Here is an 18,076-nt window from a genome sequence, read left to right on the forward strand (position 1 = left end):
GCCACCGCCGCCGGCCCGGGCACCGGCCCGCTGGCCGCGCGCCGCCTGCCCCTGACCGGCCCCGACCCGGCCGAGGCCGCCACCTGGCTGGCCGAGGTGCTGGAAGAAACCGGCACCCGCAGCCTGAGCCGGGTGCTGGACCTGGACGCCCTGGCCGGCGCCACGCCGGCCCAGGCCGACTGCTACGGCCCGCGCCTGGCCTATGCCCACCACGAGGACGCCACCGACCTGGCCGTCGACACCGGCGAGCTGCCGCACGGCGACCTGGGGCTGTGGCAGGCCAGCGAGCCCGCCAGCGGCGGCGTCTGGGCCGGCCAGCCCTGCGCGGTGGCCCAGGTACAGCGGCGCCTGGCCGGCGTGCGCGCCCAGGGCCTGCAGGGCCTGGTGGTGGCCGCCTGGATGCGGGCCGCCCTGGCCCGCCAGGGTCTGGCCCTGCCGGCCGCCGGGGGGCGCACCGACCTGCGCACCCCGCTGCTGGCCGAGCTGGGCACGCTGCGCCCGGGCACGGCCTGGCAGCTGGCGCAGGCCAGCCTGGCGCTGGACACCGCCGGGCGCGTGTGGACCTACCACCTGGTGCTGGCCCGTGAGGGCGTCAGCCAGGGCCTGCAGCGCGCCGAGGTGCGGCTGCGCCACCAGCCCGGCAGCCACCTGCTGTCCTACGAGGGCGTGCTGCAGGTGGCCGGCTTCAGCCTGGACGAGGACGCCGCCTTCGGCTGCACCGACCAGGTGGACGCCACCACCGGCCGCTACCGCGTGGCCCGGGTCGGCACCCTGCGCTACCAGCGCGAGGGCGGCACCGTGCAGTTTGGCAGCCGCAGCGCGCACTACTGCGGCCATCCGGTGGACGGGGCCGGTGCGCACGAAGCCGCCCAGGTGGCCGGCTTCACCGCCGACGAGGAGCTGGACCCCGGCGACAAGCTGCTCTCGGCCACCCGCGGCGCCTCCACCGGCTGGCGGGGTGACTTCACCCGCTATGCCGCGCAAGCGCCCGTGGCCGGCGGCAGCGGCCAGTTCCTGCTGGCCTGGCAGGCCGGCCCGGGCGACAGCCATGCCCGCGCCCTGGCCGCCACGCAGGCCACCGCCGCCAGCGGCCGCCAGACGCTGCAGGCCTTTTTTGCCTACACCCAGGAGCTGGCCAGCACCACCGGCGAGCTGCAGGGCCTGATCTGCAACTGGGCCGGTCCCGGCGCGCAGCACGCGCCGCAGGCACGGTTCCAGTCGCAGCAGGTCGGGCGCGACGGCACCACCGGCCCCTACACGCTGGAGGACTCGCGCATCACCTACGCCCCCACGCGGTCCTGCGCCTCCACCACCACCTGGTTTGACGCCGACGGCGACGGCACCTTGGGCCTGGGCGAAGGTGTGGGCACCACCCCCGCGCTGGACGCGCCCACCGGCGGCCGCACCGTGGCCCAGGAGCTGGGCCACCGCGGCTTCAGCGTGCCACCGCTGTTCTGAGCCCGGCCAGCGCCTGGCGCTGCACCGCCCGGTGCAGCTGGGCCTCAAACAGGGCCAGCACCCCCTCCCAGCCCAGGGCCAGCGCGTCTTGCCGCGCCTGCTGGGCCAGTGCGGCCCGGCGCGCGGGCGGCGCGGTGGCCAGCTCCACCGCGGCCTGCACAAAGCGGCCCGGTGCTTGCGCCGGCACCCGCACGCCGTTGCGGCCGGTGTGCACCAGCAGCCCGGCGGCCGCGTGGTCAAAGGCCAGCACCGGCAGGCCGCTGGCCAGGGCCTCGGCGGTGACATTGCCCCAGGTCTCGGTCTGGCTGGCAAAGCAGAAGAGGTCGGCGCTGGCGTAGTGGGCGGCCAGGTCCGCGCCATGGCGCTGGCCGGCCAGGATCAGCCCGGGGTCCAGCCGGGCCTGCAGGGCCGCGCGCATGGGGCCGTCACCCACCAGCAGCAGGCGGCTGTGGGGCCGCTGCAGGCGCACCGCGTCAAAGGCCTGCAGCAGCAGGTCCAGGTTCTTCTCGGCCGCCAGCCGGCCCACGCAGGCCATCACCAGCCCGTCAGGCGGCACGCCCCACTGCGCGCGCAGCGCGGGGCTGCGCCGCTCGGGGGTGAACAGCGCCGTGTCCACCCCGCGCGCCACCACCGCCAGCCGCAAAAAGCCCGCGGCCTGCAGGTCGGCGCGCAGCGCCTCGGTGGGCACCATGGTGCACTGGGCGCTGTTATGGAATTTGCGCAGGTAGGCCATGATGGGCTTGCGCAGCCAGCCCAGGCCGTAGTGCCGGCTGTACTGGTGGAAGTTGGTGCGGAAGTCCGAGGTCACCGGCAGCTTGAGCTGCAACGCCGCCTGCAGCGCCGACCAGCCCAGCGGCCCCTCGGTGGCAATGTGCACCACGTCGGGCCGGCGCTGCGCCCACAGCCGCACCAGCGCCCCCTTGCTGGGCAGGCCCATGCGCAGGCCCGGGTAGCGCGGAATGGGCAGCCCCCGCATCAGCACCTCATGAAAGCGCGGCTCGGCCGGCTCGGCGCCTGGCGTTTCTTGCCGGGGGCGCGGGCGCAGCAGCTGCACCTCATGGCCGCGCTGGTGCAGCCCCTCCACCACCCGCGCCAGCGTGGTGGCCACGCCATTGACCTCGGGCGGATAGGTCTCGGTCACCACCGCCACGCGCAGGCAGCGCGGCACCGCCGCAAACGGGTGCACCAGCAGGTCATCGCTGTCCAGCGGCGCGGCGCCGGCCAGCCCCGGCGGCGTGGGGGCCGGCCCCAACAGGGCGGCGGTGTGGGGCAAAGTGGTCGTGGTCACAGGGGCTCCCTTCTGCCCGCCATCGTCGGCCCCCTCTGCAACAGCGCCATGACAGGCCCGGGCCGTCATGCCCGCTTCATGCACGGGTCACGCCCAGGTCACGCCGCTTTCATCACCGGCCCCCAGCATCACCGCGCGGCCAGCGGCCGTCCAACCCTTCACCTTCTCTCTCTCTCTGACCCGGAGCCCCCGTGAACGCCTTCTTTCAGGAACTGGCCCTCCAGCGCTGGGACGACCACCGCTACTACCACCAGAGCCGCGTCAACCAGACCCTGCACCTCATCAGCGCCCTGAGCTTTCTGGTGGCCTACGTCGTGCTGTTCTTCGACCCCGCCACCGCCGCCCTCATCGGCTGGCTGGTGAGCATGGTCACCCGCCAAACCGGCCACTACGTCTTTGAGCCCCGCGGCTTTGACCGCGTCAACCTCGTCACCGACGAGTACAAGGAGCGCGTGAAGGTGGGCTACAACATGGGCCGCAAGACGGCGCTGCTCACCGTCTGGGTCATCGTGCCGGCCACCCTGTGGTTCCAGCCCTCGCTGTTCGGCCTCATCGAGCCCGCGGCAGACTTCGCCGGCTTTGCGCATGACCTGGGCATCGCCTGGCTCTCCCTGGGCGTGGCCGGCCTGCTGGCCCGCGTGCTGCAGCTCTGCCTGACCCGCAGCGTGCACACCGGCCTGGTCTGGATGACCAAGATCCTGACCGACCCCTTCCACGACGTGATCCTGTACCACAAGGCCCCCCTGGCCCTGCTGCGCGGCGAGTGGCTGGACCCGATGGAGCATGTGCGGGAGCAGTTGGCGGCGCAAGGGCAGGGCGAGGCCAAGACGGCGCATTGAGCCGCGGCATTGCGCCACGCGTACAAAACGCCCTGTGGGGCGCGTCGCCCCACATGTTGGCGCGCCTTGGCTGCCGGTGCGACCAGCCCGGCCAAGGGGAGCTCGGGGGAGCTTGGGGAACGGAAGCCCTGGGGCACTTCCAAGAACCCGATTTCTCGCCAGCCCCGGGGTGAACAGAGCGCTGCCGGCCAGTTGCCTCGCTTTCCGGCGGCCTCTTGAGCCCCGGCCTAGCTCTTTCGGTTCCCATTGAGTCCTTTTCCGGACCCTCTCTTTGTGCGCCCGCCGACTGGTAGACGCACCTCGGCCTTCAGGCCGCTGGCGTCGAAGCAGACTTTGTCTCCAGACTGACCAGCCAAGCCAGTCTGCGGGCGTTGTACGCCGCGCATTGCAGCGTGATGGCCAGGGTGTTGCGCGCCAGGTTCATGGCCCGCACCCATTTGCCGCCCTGTTGGCGCAGCGCGCCAAACACGTGCTCCACGCGTGAGCGGACTCGGCTGATCGCCGCGTTGCGCTGCTTGAGGCGCTTCTTGTGGACCTGGCCCGGTGTGGCTCTGCGGGCGATGCGGTCTTGCAGTCCGTGGTGTGCTGACACGTCGCGGTTGCTTTGGCTGTCGTAGCCCCGATCGGCCATCAGGCGGTTGCGGGTGTTGCTCTCCGCACCCTGGATCACACTGGGCAACGCACTGCCATCGTCAGCATGGGCCGGCGTGACCTTGATCTTGCGTACCAGCTTGTGGCGCGCATCCACGTTGGCGTGCAGCTTGTAGCCGTAGTACGACTTGCCGTGCTTCTTTGTGCAGCGCGCATCGAAGTCCGTGTGGGCCAGCCGCTTCTGGCTCCAACCCTCTGGAGTCTGGCCTGCGTTGAGGGTCTGGCGCTCTTCTTCCGTGACCTGTGCGATGGGTGCTTGCACGATGGTGGCGTCCACCATCTGGCCCCCGCGCGGGATGTAGCCCAGGCGCTGCAACGTGCGGCTGACCGCATCAAACACCGCTTGGCCCCCCAATCCGCCGGCCGCCAGGCGCTGGCGGAAGTTCCACAAGGTGCGGGCATCGGGCACGTTCAGCGAGCCCTCCACCCGGCAAAAGCGCTGGAAGCTCATGCGGTCGAGCACCTGGTACTTGCACTGCTCATCCGACAGGTTGTAGAGCCCCTGCGGGAACACCATGCGCAACATCACTGCGGTGGCATACGGTGGGCGCCCACCTTTGCTGCGGTCCGGCCGAGGACACACTGCATCCACCTCCACCGCCATGGCGCTGAAGTCCATCAGTCGATCGATTGCCGCCAGCGTCTTGACGTAGCCCTCCAGCTTGGCCTTGCGCTGCTGGGTGATGAACAGGTCATCGGCTTGCGCGTCGTCCGCGAAGAAGACCGAAGGCTTGGTGCGGGGCGTGGTCATAGGCTCAGATGCTCTCACCCCGGGCTGACGGGGGGCTCACAGGCTCGCGGTTGGGTGGGTTTTTAGAAGTGCCCTGTGGATGGCTCAGGCGCCGCCACCGAGGTCTACCCGCTCAACCCCAACGGCAGCCCGGGCGGCCTGACCAGCGTCACCACCGCCGACGGCCGCTTCACCGTGTTGATGCCGCACGCCGAGCGAGTGTTCCGCAACGCGCTGATGAGCTGGACCGACGGCGACGTGAGCGCATTCAGCCCCTGGATGCGCATGTTCCGCAACGCGCGCAAGTGGGTGGGTTGAAGCAGGGGTCTTGACCGCTGGCGCACACTGGGCGGCCTGACCGCTACCACACGAGCGCGCCATGCTCGCCAAGAACACCCTCTGCATCTGGTACGACGGCGCGGCCCTGGAAGCCGCACGGTTTTACGCCGCCACCTTCCCCGACAGTGCCGTGGGCGCGGTGCACCGCGCGCCGGCCGACTACCCGGCGGGCAAGGAGGGCGAGGTGCTGACGGTGGAGTTCACCGTCATGGGCATCCCCTGCATCGGGCTCAACGGCGGCCCGGGCATCCAGCACAGCGAGGCCTTCTCGTTCCAGGTGGCCACCGACGACCAGGCCGAGACCGACCGGCTCTGGAACGCCATCATCGCCAACGGCGGCAAGGCCAATGTCTGTGGCTGGTGTCAGGACCGCTGGGGCGTGCGCTGGCAGATCACGCCGCGCGCCCTGACGGCGGCCTACCCCGACCGCGCCGCCGCCAAGCGCGCCTTCCTGGCCATGCTGGAGATGGGCAAGATCAACATCGCGGCCATCGAGGCGGCGCGCAGGGGTTGAGCAAGCTCTCGAAGGGCGGCTGCGGTGAGTCGCTGCCGGGTGCGCCATTGCGCAGCGCATAGGACTTTCAAACGGCCCTTCGAAAGCCCGACGCGGCCGCCGTGGCCAGGCGGCTTGGCCTGGACCCGGACCCGGCGGTCGAGCCACCGCCGTGTGCCCATTTGGTCGCCTTGGTGCTTCGCCTGGGGCTCCTCCGGCCTCGATCTGCGGTCCTGATCTCAGGGTTTGCCCGGATCCGGTGATGCCGCGACCACGCGGCGCGCAGCCTCGCCCCGGCTGCGGTCTGGCATTGCAGCCTGGGGGGAGGTGTCCATGACGGCCGGCGCGGCTCAGGTGGCGAAGTCTTGCCCCGCCTCGCGCGCTCGGCCCCTGGGCCGCGGCTGCGGATCCAGCCCAAGGTGAGTGAGGATCTTCTCGATTTCCGGCCGCTCCAGGATGGCCGCGATGATCTTCAGTTCGCCGGCGCCGCAGTTCGGGCAGTGCTGCATGTCGATGTCGAAGACGCGCTTGAGCAGCCGCGCCCAGCTGATGCGGCTGGGTCGTGCCTGCACGGTCTCGACCTCGCACTCGGAGGCAGCAGCGGTTTCGGTGGCGGGCTCCTCTTGCTCGAGTCGCCTCTGCGGCACCACCAGCGGCCTCAGCTTGGCGTTCGGCGCCAGTACCCCGTGGAACCGGATCAGATGCAGCCTCGGCCGCGGCACCAGCGCGGCCAGGCGCTGCATGAACTCCAGCGGGCTCATCACCAAGTGGCTCGTTCCGTCGCGCCACGGCGTCTTCAGCCTGAGCTCGACCTGCCCGGCGGCGTTGACCTGCACCCTCTCGTCTGAGAGCGCTGGCCGCGTGATGTAGCGGCACAGCTGCTCCAGCCGCTTGCGGTCGTGCGCCTCCACCCGCAACGCGGCGTGCAGGCTGAATCCGTCGATGTCGGCACACAAGGGCCGGCGCACTTCGGTCTCGCGCGGCATCGCTCCACGCAGGGTCAGCACCTTCTGCCCGGCGCGCGGTCCGAAAGCGATGCGGTAGGTGACGGCTGCCGCCTGCAACGGCCGCAGCGTGCGTGCCTCCTCGCCGTCGGCATCCGGCTCGGCCAGGTAGGTCTGGCCCATGTCCTCGAGCAGCACGCCCCGGCGAGTGAGTAGCTTCATCAGCCGGGCCATGACGGTCTGCAGCAGCGCGTGCAGCTCGTCATCCGTGGGCGCAGCCGCCTCGACGAAGACCGGCGAGCCGTCGGCGCCGCACCGGTAGACCCCGTCCAGCACGAGGCAGTGCAGGTGGATGTTGAGATTGGCCGCCGACCCGAAGCGCTGGATCAGCGTGACGGCGCCGCCTTGGCCTTCGTCAGCCGAGACCTCGGCATCGTCCAGCAGATGGCGCGTGATCACGCGCTGCACCACCTGCAGCACCGGCGCGACCAGCTCGGGCTGTGCGGCCAGTAGCACGCGCAGCGGGATCGGCAGCGAAAGCACCCACTGCCGGACCGGCACATGGGGGATGACGTGGTCGACCAGGTGCGCCGCCGTCTGCGACATGCGCCGGGCGCCGCACGACGGGCAGAAACCGTGTTGCTGGGCTGGCGGGCCAACCGCCCGGCGCAGAACGCCTGGTTTGTGCCCGGCGGCCGCATCCGCAAAGACGAGCGCGTGTCCCAAGCCCTTGCCCGCCTGCTACAGACTGAGCTGGGCCTGGCCCCGGCCGACCACAGCCCGCCCCAGTTTCTGGGCGCCTTTGAGCACCTCTACGCCGACAACGCGCTGGACGCCCCTGGCTTTGGCACCCACTACGTGGTGCTGGCCTACACCCTTCAACTGCAGCCCGACGCCCCTCTTCAGGCCGACGCCCAGCATGCCGGGCTGCGCTGGTGGGACCTGCCGACCCTGCTGGCTGACCTCAGCGTCCATGAAAACACGCGAGCCTACTTTGACTCAGCGGTGGGAAACACGCGACTGCAATGCGGCTGAATGTAAAGCTAGGTTCGCGCTGAAGTCATACTTCGGACCGGCGCGTGAGGACGCGCAATTGTTTCCGAAGGGAGATTTCATGTCATGGGTTTCTGAGTCTGGAAGCACCTTGTTTGGTCGCGCAGCGGCCAGCATACTGGTGGTTACCTTGCTGAATGCGGCAGGTTCAGCCAACGCTGGTGGGAGGTACGAGGTCACATTGCTTCAGCCTTTGAAGCATGATGCGATGGACTACCCCTGGGACAGTGTTGGCGCGGGTGTGAACAACGATGGAGTCGTTGTGGGCAGTGCCGATGCGTATCCTTCTGAGGCCATCATTTGGTACAACCGTGCTGTGACCATGCTTCCGGGCGCCTATAGCGAGCACCACGGCAATAGAGCCACGGGTATCAACAATGCAGGCCAGGTGGTCGGAGCGCTCGGCACCCAGGGTGTTGTGTGGCAGGTTGATGGCACGCAGACCAATCTGCGGTATCCGGCCGGTATGAGTCGGACATTTGGCAATGCCATCGCCCCATCTGGAGTGACCGTGGGATTGGCCTCAGTTGACGAGGAGCTATCGGACGTAAGACCTGTGCTCTGGGGTACAACTGGTGAGCCCAAATTCTTGCCGACCCTGTGCGATACCTGTCGAACTGAACCTCGAGCCGTGGCGGCTGGAGGGTGGATCGCGGGCATGGCATGGCTTCCTGAACCCTGGGAAGGGCGAGGATATACAGCCGTGCTTTGGCAAAAGAACAAGCTGGTCAATCTGGGTGCTGCTCTTCCTGGCAAATGGAGCATCGCTAACGGGGTCAATGCCGCAGGAGTGGTCGTAGGCATAGCGGGGGATCTCCCTTGGGGCGACCCTGCTGCAGTTCGCTGGCGAGATGGCCAGGCAGAGGTCCTGCCGCCACTTGATCCCAGCACCCCTAGGTGCGAGGCCATGGCCGTCAATGACCGAGGTGACATCGTGGGCGAATGCCAGACCAGCATGGGAGTGCGTGCTGTTCTGTGGCGCCGTGGGGGGGCTTGGTGGACCTAGGCCGCGACCTCAGTGGGCACCTCAGGCGCAAAGGCTGGGTTCTGTCCAGCGCCACTGCCATTAGCAGCAATGGCCACATCGCAGGGATCGCCTCAAGGGATGTAGAGGGTAGAACGGAGAAAACGAGTTTCTTGGCTAGGCCTTTGCCCTGAGCACGGACAGAGGCGACCGAAACCGCGCAACTCGCCGCACGAGGGGCGCGATCATGACGACCAACTCAAGGACTGGCCCAAGCTGGTCGTGAAGGTGGTGGTCAAGAGCCCTGTTCTCGGTGGCCATCTTGGTCCTGGCTTTGGGGCTGTGGTGGCCCAGCTATCTGCGCCCATGGCGAAGTTGCCAGCGCCGGCTGTCACTCAGACGGCCGGGTTCGACGAGATTGACCTGACGTTACCGTGCTTGGGCTTGGTCAGTGGTGGATATTGCAACGCGCCTTGGCGCAAGGCCCAGGACGATGCGCAGGCCCCACAGCTGAGGTCCCTGCGCACCTCCATGGGTAGCCCTGGGCCGGGCCAGCCTGGTGGCAACAATAGCCTGTCCCTGTAGCAGCAAGTCCCCTGGCCAATAGGCGCACTTTGAACGAACTGACGGTCGAATGCGGAAGTGCTTTGCCTCAAGCTGGCGCCCGAGTTGCAGTGGAACATCGCTCGGTTTCCCGCCATGGCCGTACAGGCGCTGGCAGGCCAAGCTGCGCTGGAGGCGGCGCGGGATGTAGCCCAGGCGCTGCAACGTGCGGCTGACCGCATCAAACACCGTTTGGCCCCCCAATCCGCCGGCCGCCAAGCGCTGGCGGAAGTTCCACAAGGTGCGGGCATCGGGCACGTTCAGCGAGCCCTCCACCCGGCAAAAGCGCTGGAAGCTCATGCGGTCGAGCAACTGGTGCTCGCACTGCTCATCCGACAGGTTGTAGAGCCCCTGCAGGAACACCATGCGCAACATCACTGCGGTGGCATACGGTGGGCGCCCACCTTTGCTGCGGTCCGGCCGAGGACACACTGCATCCACCTCCACCGCCATGGCGCTGAAGTCCATCAGTCGATCGATTGCCGCCAGCGTCTTGACGTAGCCCTCCAGCTTGGCCTTGCGCTGCTGGGTGATGAACAGGTCATCGGCCTGCGCGTCGTCCGCGAAGAAGACCGAAGGCTTGGTGCGGGGCGTGGTCATAGGCTCAGATGCTCTCACCCCGGGCTGACGGGGGGCTCACAGGCTCGCGGTTGGGTGGGTTTTTAGAAGTGCCCTGCTGCTGAGCCAGGACGTCAAGCCCAGCGAGATCGCTATCCATCCAATTTGGTCGGCCCTGAAGAGCACGCGCTGAAAGACTAGGCCCGCCGCGCCGGCCCGATCCGTTTCAGCGTTGTCGTTGTTCGGCAATGGAACCGTGTCAGGCGGGACCCGGGTGGCTGGCGAGGCCGTGCCCGCCCCCGACCAGCTCACCCTGCCGTGCGCACCCCACCCCCCACCAGCCCCCGCCACCGTGCCCGCAGCGTTTCCCACAGCACGCTGCGGCGGATGGTGCGGCCGTCTTCGGGGCTGTCCCACCACCAGCCGTCGGTGTGCAGGGCTTGGGCGCCGGCGATGAGGCGCTGGGTGATGGCTTCAAAGTCTTCGTCGGTGGTGTCCAGGCTGAAGATGAAGCGGCCGGTGCCCACCCAGCTCAGGTGCAGGCCTTGGTCGCGCAGGTAGAACTGCAGCAGCCAGTGGTAGCGCGAGGGGCGGGTGTAGAGCAGGGTCCACACGCTGTGCAGGTGGGCCACTTGCAGGGGCAGGCCGGCGGCTTGCAGGCGCTGGTTGAGTTGGGCGGCGCGCTGGTTCCACAGCGCATCGGCCTGGGCGTAGAGGGCTTGCACGTCTGGGCGGTCCAGGTGGTGCAAAAAGGCGTTCATGGCCGCCATGACCATGGGGTGGGCGTTGAAGGTGCCGCGGGCCAAGCACAGGTCGGCCGGGCGCTCGGGCTTGAAGCGGCGCATCAGGTGGGCGCGGCCGCACACCACGCCCACGGGCAGGCCGCCGCCCAGGGTCTTGCCATAGGTGACGAGGTCGGCCTGCACGCCAAAGTATTCCTGCGCACCGCCGATGGCCAGCCTGAAGCCCAGGAACACCTCGTCAAAGATGAGCACGATGCCGCGCTCGGTGCACACCTGGCGCAGTTGCTGCAGCCAGGCGGTGTAGGCGGCGCGGTCAAAGCCGGCGCGGCGGCTGCCGTCGATCAGGCCGGAGTCGGCCGGGGCGTTGGCGTTGGGGTGCAGGGCTTGCAGGGGGTTGACCAGCACGCAGGCGATGTCGCGCCGGGTGCGCAGCACTTGCAGGCTGCGGGGGTCCATGTCGCGCAGGGTGTAGGTCTCGCGCGGGGGCAGGGGGTTGCCGGGGCCGGGTTGCACGTCTTCCCACCAGCCGTGGTAGGCGCCGCAAAAGCGCACCAGGTGCCGGCGGCCGGTGTGGTAGCGGGCCAGGCGCACGGCCTGCATCACGGCTTCGGTGCCGCTCATGTGGAAGGAGACCTCGTCCAGGCCGGAGAGGGCCTTGAGCCGCTGCAGGTTGTCCAGCACGCAGGGGTGGTAGGCGCCGAGCACGGGGCCCAAGGTGGCGGCGGTGGCGTGGGCGGTGGCCAGCGTTTGTTTGTAGGTGTCGTAGCCCAGCACGTTCACGCCGTAGGAGCCGGCCAGGTCATAAAACCACTGGCCGTCGGCGTCTTGCAGGCGGCGGCCGTCGGTTTGGGTGACGAAGGCGCCCAGCTTGAGGTGTTCACGCAGGTGGGCCGAGAAGGGCAGGGGCACGCGGTAGCGGCCGGTGAATTGCAGGTCAGAGAGGATCTCGCGGGCCTGGGTGGTCAGCGCGATGCTGCGGGGGTGGCGCTGGGCCAGGCGCTGGCACAGGGCGGTCAGGCCGGCGCGGCGGCGGGCCACCAGTTCGGCCGGGGCGCCGTCGGCGTTGAAGAAGCGGGTTTCGTCATAGCGCAGGTCCGGCAGCAGCCGGGCCAGGCGTTTGGCCATGCGCGAGTGGCCGGCCAGCGAGCGGTGCTTGGCGCGCGAGAGCTGCAGCCGCTGCCGGAGCTTGGGCAATGCCCAGGCCAGGGCGCCCAGGGTGAGGGCGGAGAGGGTGAAGGGGGCCAGGGTGTCGTCCATGTTTCACACGCGGTGAGTCCAATGGGCTCTGGTGTACCTGCCGGCCTTGACACCCCGGTGAAACCTGACGACGCCCCCACATCCGCCATGAACCTGATCCGCCGGCTTGCCGCCCAAGAAGACTTGAACTTTTTGCTGACCAACCGGGTGCCGCGCCAGGCGCTGACGCACTTCATGGGTTGGTACAGCCAGATCCGCAGCCCGCTGCTGGCGCGGGCGTCCATCGCGCTGTGGCGCCAGTTCACCGATTTGGACCTGAGCGAGGCCGAGCCGCGCCGCTACCAGAGCCTGCACGAGTGCTTCACCCGGGCGCTCAAGCCGGGCATGCGGCCGGTGACGCCGGATGCGGCCCTGCTGGCCAGCCCGAGTGACGGCATCGTGGGGGCCTGCGGGCCGGTGCGTGGCACCGAGGTGTTCCAGGCCAAGGGCTTTCCGTACACGCTGCAGGAGCTGTGCGGGCCCACGCAGGATGTGTCGGCCTTTGCGGATGGGCAGTTCATCACCCTGCGGCTGACTTCGGCCATGTACCACCGCTTTCATGCGCCGCATGACGCCACGCTGGAGCATGTGACCTACCTGAGCGGCGACACCTGGAACGTGAACCCGATTGCCCTCAAGCGTGTGGAAAAGCTGTTTTGCCGCAACGAGCGCGCGGTGCTGCGCCTGCGGCTGGGCGCCTCAGCCGGGCCGGCGGCGGGGCTGCCGGTGGCGCTGGTGCCGGTGGCCGCCATCTTGGTGGCCAGCCTGCGCTTGCACCAGCCCGATCTGCGCCTGCACCTGCGTTACCAGGGCCCCAACGAAGTGCCGTGCGATGTGCCCATGACCAAGGGCCAGGAGCTGGGCTGGTTTGAGCACGGCTCCACCATCATCGTGCTGCTGCCGCCGGGTTGTGCGCTGGCGCCGGGCGTGGGCCCCGGGGTGACGGTGCGTCAGGGTCAGGCGCTGGCGCGGCTGCCAGCAGCGCGGGATTGAGCAGCAGGGCGGCTGGCGCGCGCTGCGGCACGTTGGCCGTGGCGCTGCGGTCGATGATCTCCAGCCGGCCGTCGTGGTGTTCCACCAGGGCGGTCAGGCTCTCCACCCAGTCGCCGTCATTGCAATAGAGGATGCCGTCGACCTCGCGGATTTCGGCATGGTGGATGTGGCCGCAGACCACGCCGTCCAGCCCGCGCTGGCGGGCCTCGCGGGCCACGGCGGCCTCAAACTGGCCGATGAAGTTGACCGCGCGCTTGACCTTGAGCTTGAGGTAGCGCGAGAGGCTCCAGTAGGGCAGGCCCAGCTTGGCGCGCCAGTGGTTGAGCCAGCGGTTGACCTTGAGGGTGAACTCGTAGGCGCTGTCGCCGACGTAGGCCAGCCATTTGGCGCACTGGATCACGCCGTCAAAGAGGTCGCCGTGGGTGATCCACAGGCGCCGGCCGTCGGCGGTCTGGTGCACCACGTCCGGCAGCACCTCGATGCCGCCGAAGTGGTGGCCGGCGTAGCGGCGGGCGAACTCGTCGTGGTTGCCGGGCACAAAGACCACGCGGGTGCCCTTGCGGGCCTTGCGCAGCAGCTTCTGCACCACGTCGTTGTGCGATTGCGGCCAGTACCAGCTGCGCCGCAGCTGCCAGCCGTCGATGATGTCGCCCACCAGGTACAGGGTGTCGCACTCCAGGTCCTTGAGGAAGTCCAGCAGGGCCTCGGCCTGGCAGCCGGGGGTGCCCAGGTGCAGGTCAGAGATCCAGGCGGTGCGCACCCGCAGGCCGGCCGGCGGGTCTTGATTGGGCAGGGGGGTGGGGGCCGGGCTGGACATGGCTTTCCTTGACGTGCAGCAAGCGACAGGTGCCCATGCTGGGGGGCGGTCATGACGCCGCCATGAAGGCGCCGGCGCAGAATCCCGGGATGAACATCATCATCCTGGGTGCGGGCCGGGTGGGCGAGAGCGTCGCCGAGAGCCTGGTCTCCGAGAAGAACGACATCACCGTCATCGACACCGACCCCCAGCGCCTGCGGGCGCTGCAGGACCGGCTGGACTTGCGCACGGTGGCGGGCAACGGCATCCAGCCCTCGGTGCTGGAGGCCGCGGGCATACGCGACGCCGACATGCTGATTGGCTGTGCCGCCGCCGACGAGACCAATCTTGTGGTCTGCAAGGTGGCGCATGACGTGTTTGGGGTGCCCACGCGCATTGCGCGCCTGCGCTCACCTGAATTTGAAACGGGCACGCCGCTGATGGCCGCCGAGGGCTTTGCGGTGGACCAGGTGATCTGCCCCGAGGCCTCGGTCACGGCCTATGTGCGCAAGCTCATCGAGTACCCCGAGGCGCTGCAGGTGATGGAGTTTGCGCAGGGCCAGGTGAGCTTGATCGTGGTGCGGGCGGTGCCCGGCGGCCGCCTGGTGGGCCACCGGCTGGGCGAGATCCCGGCCCTGGTGCCGGGCCTGGAGGCCCGGGTGGTGGCCATCTACCGCAAGGACACGGCGCTGGCGGACCTGGACGGCGACACCCTCATCAAGGTGGATGACGAGGTCTTTGTCCTGGCGCCCACCGCCCAGGTGCGCGACACCCTGCAGGCCTGGCATGCCCGTGAGCACCGCCCGGTCAAGCGGGTGATGCTGGCCGGCGGCGGCAAGGTGGGCCTGCGCCTGGCCCGCGAGATCCACGGCCTGTACCAGCTCAAGGTGGTGGAGACCGAGCGCCAGCGCTGCGACTACCTGGCCACGCAGCTGCCGCCGTCCACCCTGGTGCTGCACGGCGACGCGACTGACGAGGACATGCTGGCCGACGAGAACGTCAGCGACATGGACTTGTTCGCGGCGCTGACCGATGACGACGAGGACAACATCATGGCCTGCCTGCTGGCCAAGCGCATGGGCGCGCGGCGGGTGCTGGCGCTGATCAACCGCAAGGCCTACGCCGACCTGGTGCAGGGCACACAGATCGACATCGCCATCTCGCCGGCCAACGCCGTCATTGGTGAGCTGCTGGCCTATGTGCGCCGGGGGGATGTGGAGGCGGTGCACAGCCTGCGCCGCGGCGCCGCCGAGGCCATCGAGGCGGTGGCCCGCGGCGACGCCAAGACCAGCAAGCTGGTGGGCCGCCGGGTGGACCAGCTCAAGCTGCCGGCGGGCGTGCAGGTGGGCGCCCTGGTGCGCGGCCTGCACCGGCCCGATGGCAGCGAGGCCGGTGCCGACGCCACGCCGCAGGTCATCATGGCCCACCACGACACGGTGATCGAGGCGCTGGACCATGTGATCGTGTTCGTGCCGCGCAAGCGCATGGTGCGCGAGGTGGAGAAGCTCTTCCAGGTCAGCGCGACCTTCCTGTTCTGAGCCCGGGAGCCGCGCATGCGCCACTACTTTCCTGTCTTCACCGTGCTGGGCGGCGTGATCATGCTGTTCTCGCTGACCATGCTGGTGCCGCTGGGCTTCTCTTGGGGCCTGGGCGATGGCGCCCACGCCGTGTACGACGAGGCCATCCTGGCGACGCTGGCGGCCGGGCTGTTCCTGTTTCTGGCCTGCCGGGGTGAGAAGCGCGAGCTGCAGCCGCGCGACGGTTTTCTGTTGGTCACCCTGGTGTGGACGGTGCTGCCGGCCTTTGGCACGTTGCCGCTGCTGCTGGCCATTCCGGGCCTGAGCTTCACCGACGCCTACTTCGAGGCCATGAGCGGCATGACCACCACCGGCGCCACCGTGCTCACCGGGCTGGAGCACCTGCCGGCCTCGCTCAACGTGTGGCGCTGCTTCATGGTGCTGCTGGGCGGCATGGGCATCCTGGTGCTGGCGGTGGCCATCCTGCCGCTGCTGGGCGTGGGGGGCAGCCAGATCTTCAAGGCTGAGACGCCCGGCCCCATGAAGGACGAGAAGCTCACCCCGCGCATCGCCGAGACCGCGCGCGGCCTGTGGGCGGTGTACTTCACCGTGGCCACGGCCTGCATGCTGGCCCTGCACGCCGCGGGCATGGGCTGGACCGATGCCTTCATGCACATGTGCTCGGTCATGGGCCTGGGCGGTTTTGCCGGCTATGACGCCAGCTTCGGCGCCTTTGACAGCCCGTTGATCGAGGCGGTGGCCATCTTCTTCATGCTCCTGGCGGGCATCAACTTCGCGTTGTACTTCCTGGCCTGGCGCCAGCGCTCGTGGCGGGTCGTCTTCACCGACCTGGAGGCCCGTTTCTTCTGGGCCCTGATGGCCGGCAGCGTGGCCCTGGTCACGGTGCTGCTGCTGGCGCATGGCACCTACCCCGACGCCTTGACCGCGCTGCGCCACGCCGCCTTCAGCGTCATCTCGGTGGCCACCACCACCGGCTTTGCCACGGTGGACTATGCGCAGTGGCCCATCTTTGCGCCGGTGCTGATGCTCTTCCTTTGCGGCTTTGCCACCTGTGCGGGCTCCACCGGTGGCGGCATCAAGCTGGTGCGCAGCCTGCTGCTGATGAAGCAGGCCCAGCGCGAGTTCACCCGCATCGTCCACCCGCGGGCGGTGGTGCCCGTCACCCTGGGCGAGCGGGTGGTGCCGCCCGAGGTGCTGGCCTCGCTGCAGGGCTTCATGCTCATCTACGGCGCCGTGATGACGGCGGCCACGCTGGCGCTGCTGGCCACGGGGCTGGACGTCATCACCGCCTTCACCGCGGTGGTGGCCTGCCTCAACAACACCGGGCCGGGCCTGGGCCAGGTGGGGCCTTCCGGCAACTACCAGGGCCTGAGCGATGTGCAGACCTGGATCTGTACCCTCACCATGCTGCTGGGGCGGCTGGAGCTGTTTGCGGTGCTGGTGCTGTTCTCGCCGGGCTTCTGGCGCAAGTGAGTGAGGTCGGGCTTGCCGGGCGTGGTGTGGGCGCAACGACCGGGTAGAGCCCGCTGCCCGGCGGCGCCGGGCGGGCCTAACGTCGGGGCATGCTCAAGTCACCCATCGACTTCTGGTTCGACTTCTCCTCGCCCTACGCCTACATCGCCGACGAGTGGATCGACGCCCTGGCCGCGCGCCATGGCCGCACCGTGCGCCGCCACGCCATCCTGCTGGGGGTCACCTTCCAGGCCGCCGAGCTGCGCAGCCCGGTGTCCTACCCCATCAAGCGCGACTACGCCCTGCGCGACTTTGCGCGCTCCGCCCGCTTTGAGCGGGTGCCCTACGTCCAGCCGCAGCCCTTTCCCATTGCTACCCACCTGGCCGCCCGCGTCTTCTGGTGGCTGCACGACGGCGCGGCCGGCCCCACCGCCGCCGCCGCCTGGACGCGCAGCGCCCTGCGCGCCTACTTCACCCGCGGCGTGCCCCTGAACGACCCGGCCGCCCTCAAGGCCCTGGCCGCCGACAGCGGGCTGGACGCCGAGGCCGCTGAGGCCGCCTGGAACGACCCGGTCTGGAAGGACCGGCTGCGCGCCGAAAACGACGCCGCCATCGCCGCCGGCGTTTTCGGCGCCCCGTTCTTCAAGGTGGATGGCGAGCCCTTCTGGGGCAACGACCGCAAGGCCCAGCTGGCGGCCTGGCTGGAGCGCGGCGCTTTCTGAGGCTCGCTGCCTGAGCCTGGTGTCGGGCAGGGGCCACGGCTGGGTAGCCGGGAAAGCCCCCCGGGGCATCGGTCCGGCAACAGGTCCGTTCGGACCTGATGGAAAACACTTGCCCGCTGCGTTTGATTCGTTAAGATCCGCCCAACTCGTAACAGAAGCATACAAAGGATGTGCTCATGACGCGTTGGGAATCGGAGCGGCAGCCGGATCCGGGCGGCGCCGTGCGCACGCTGGCACTGGGCGGCCTCACGCAGGACGACATGGTGTCGGTGCTCACCTATCTGGGGCAGGTCTCTGGCCGCACCCAGCACGTCTGGAAGGTGGCCCCCCGTGGCACCCCCGAGGTGGATCTGCTGCTGCTGGGCCTCGGCCTGAGCCCGCAGGACCCGCGGCTGCCCAAGGCCCGCTGGGTGGTGCCGGTGGTGGACGACCCGCAGGCGGTGCCCCGCCGGTCCGACGGGCGCAAGCGCACCTCGCTGGTTCGCCCCTTCCCCTTCATCGCCTTCCTGGCGGTGCTGCTGGCGGCCGATGCCTCGGCGGTGGCCGCCGCGCGCAGCAGCCGCGCTGCCGCTGCTGCGCCGGAGCCCACGCCCGCCCCCGAACCTGTGGCGTCGCCGCAGCCGGTAGCCGCCATGGTGGCCGCCCCCACGCCGGCCTCGTCGACCACGCCCCGGCC

At 69.4% G+C, this 18,076-nt stretch carries 14 protein-coding genes and 2 pseudogenes; 10 read left to right on the forward strand and 6 right to left on the reverse strand.

What is annotated here, in order from left to right:
- Positions 1-1,458 (forward strand): hypothetical protein (locus G3A44_RS22440; RefSeq protein ID WP_163459987.1); only part of this gene is annotated, 1,458 nt, incomplete at its 5' end.
- On the opposite strand, the gene G3A44_RS22445 is transcribed toward G3A44_RS22440, so the two are convergent.
- Entirely contained in the window at positions 1,436-2,746 is a 1,311-nt protein-coding gene (locus G3A44_RS22445; RefSeq protein ID WP_310734441.1) for a glycosyltransferase family 4 protein, read from the reverse strand. The two genes, G3A44_RS22440 and G3A44_RS22445, sit on opposite strands and share 23 nt — an antisense overlap.
- Before the next feature lie 191 nt (positions 2,747-2,937).
- Here G3A44_RS22445 and G3A44_RS22450 point away from each other — a divergent pair, with 191 nt between their 5' ends.
- Complete coding sequence (locus G3A44_RS22450) at positions 2,938-3,585, forward strand: hypothetical protein (protein WP_163459989.1); 648 nt, start codon at positions 2,938-2,940, stop codon at positions 3,583-3,585.
- A gap of 307 nt (positions 3,586-3,892) precedes the next feature.
- On the opposite strand, the gene G3A44_RS22455 is transcribed toward G3A44_RS22450, so the two are convergent.
- Entirely contained in the window at positions 3,893-4,987 is a 1,095-nt protein-coding gene (locus tag G3A44_RS22455; protein ID WP_163459990.1) for an IS5 family transposase, read from the reverse strand.
- A 75-nt stretch (positions 4,988-5,062) separates the two neighbouring features.
- On the opposite strand from G3A44_RS22455, the pseudogene G3A44_RS22460 reads away from it, so the two are divergent.
- Together G3A44_RS22460 and G3A44_RS22465 are read left to right on the forward strand one after the other, a co-directional pair.
- Positions 5,063-5,284: pseudogene (locus G3A44_RS22460) on the forward strand (phosphoribosylformylglycinamidine synthase subunit PurQ); the annotation flags it as partial.
- A gap of 61 nt (positions 5,285-5,345) precedes the next feature.
- Complete coding sequence (locus tag G3A44_RS22465; RefSeq protein WP_163459991.1) at positions 5,346-5,819, forward strand: VOC family protein; 474 nt, start codon at positions 5,346-5,348, stop codon at positions 5,817-5,819.
- Positions 5,820-6,148: 329 nt separating this feature from the next.
- On the opposite strand, the gene G3A44_RS22470 is transcribed toward G3A44_RS22465, so the two are convergent.
- A complete protein-coding gene (locus tag G3A44_RS22470) occupies positions 6,149-7,348 on the reverse strand; it encodes a transposase (RefSeq protein WP_163459992.1) in 1,200 nt (399 codons plus the stop codon).
- On the opposite strand from G3A44_RS22470, the gene G3A44_RS22475 reads away from it, so the two are divergent.
- Positions 7,304-7,777, forward strand: a complete 474-nt coding sequence (locus G3A44_RS22475) for an NUDIX domain-containing protein (RefSeq protein WP_163459993.1) — start codon at positions 7,304-7,306, stop codon at positions 7,775-7,777. The two genes, G3A44_RS22470 and G3A44_RS22475, sit on opposite strands and share 45 nt — an antisense overlap.
- 1,411 nt (positions 7,778-9,188) lie before the next feature.
- Here the strand turns inward: G3A44_RS22475 and G3A44_RS23905 are convergent.
- Positions 9,189-9,962: a transposase gene (locus G3A44_RS23905; RefSeq protein WP_239062055.1), complete on the reverse strand. Its 774-nt coding sequence runs from the start codon at positions 9,960-9,962 to the stop codon at positions 9,189-9,191.
- Between the two features lie 266 nt (positions 9,963-10,228).
- On the reverse strand, positions 10,229-11,920 hold the full coding sequence (locus tag G3A44_RS22485; RefSeq protein ID WP_163459994.1) for an aminotransferase class III-fold pyridoxal phosphate-dependent enzyme: 1,692 nt from the start codon (positions 11,918-11,920) through the stop codon (positions 10,229-10,231).
- 87 nt (positions 11,921-12,007) lie between these two features.
- Here G3A44_RS22485 and asd point away from each other — a divergent pair, with 87 nt between their 5' ends.
- Positions 12,008-12,892, forward strand: a complete 885-nt coding sequence (asd, locus tag G3A44_RS22490; protein WP_163459995.1) for an archaetidylserine decarboxylase — start codon at positions 12,008-12,010, stop codon at positions 12,890-12,892.
- On the opposite strand, the gene G3A44_RS22495 is transcribed toward asd, so the two are convergent.
- Positions 12,786-13,709: a UDP-2,3-diacylglucosamine diphosphatase gene (locus G3A44_RS22495; RefSeq protein WP_163459996.1), complete on the reverse strand. Its 924-nt coding sequence runs from the start codon at positions 13,707-13,709 to the stop codon at positions 12,786-12,788. The genes asd and G3A44_RS22495 overlap by 107 nt on opposite strands.
- A gap of 89 nt (positions 13,710-13,798) precedes the next feature.
- Here G3A44_RS22495 and trkA point away from each other — a divergent pair, with 89 nt between their 5' ends.
- From trkA to G3A44_RS22515, 4 genes and pseudogenes are all read left to right on the forward strand, one after another.
- Positions 13,799-15,226, forward strand: a complete 1,428-nt coding sequence (trkA, locus tag G3A44_RS22500; RefSeq protein WP_163459997.1) for a Trk system potassium transporter TrkA — start codon at positions 13,799-13,801, stop codon at positions 15,224-15,226.
- 15 nt (positions 15,227-15,241) lie between these two features.
- Positions 15,242-16,699 (forward strand): TrkH family potassium uptake protein, encoded by a 1,458-nt coding sequence (locus tag G3A44_RS22505; protein ID WP_163459998.1) that lies wholly within the window; start codon positions 15,242-15,244, stop codon positions 16,697-16,699.
- An 89-nt stretch (positions 16,700-16,788) separates the two neighbouring features.
- The gene (locus G3A44_RS22510) at positions 16,789-17,400 is read left to right on the forward strand and encodes a 2-hydroxychromene-2-carboxylate isomerase (RefSeq protein ID WP_163459999.1); all 612 of its coding nucleotides are present in this window, start codon (positions 16,789-16,791) and stop codon (positions 17,398-17,400) included.
- Between the two features lie 176 nt (positions 17,401-17,576).
- Positions 17,577-18,076, forward strand: a pseudogene (locus tag G3A44_RS22515) (hypothetical protein); the annotation flags it as partial.

Origin of the sequence: Ideonella livida (assembly GCF_010499455.1) — a bacterium.
Taxonomy (GTDB): Bacteria; Pseudomonadota; Gammaproteobacteria; order Burkholderiales; family Burkholderiaceae_C; genus Ideonella; species Ideonella livida.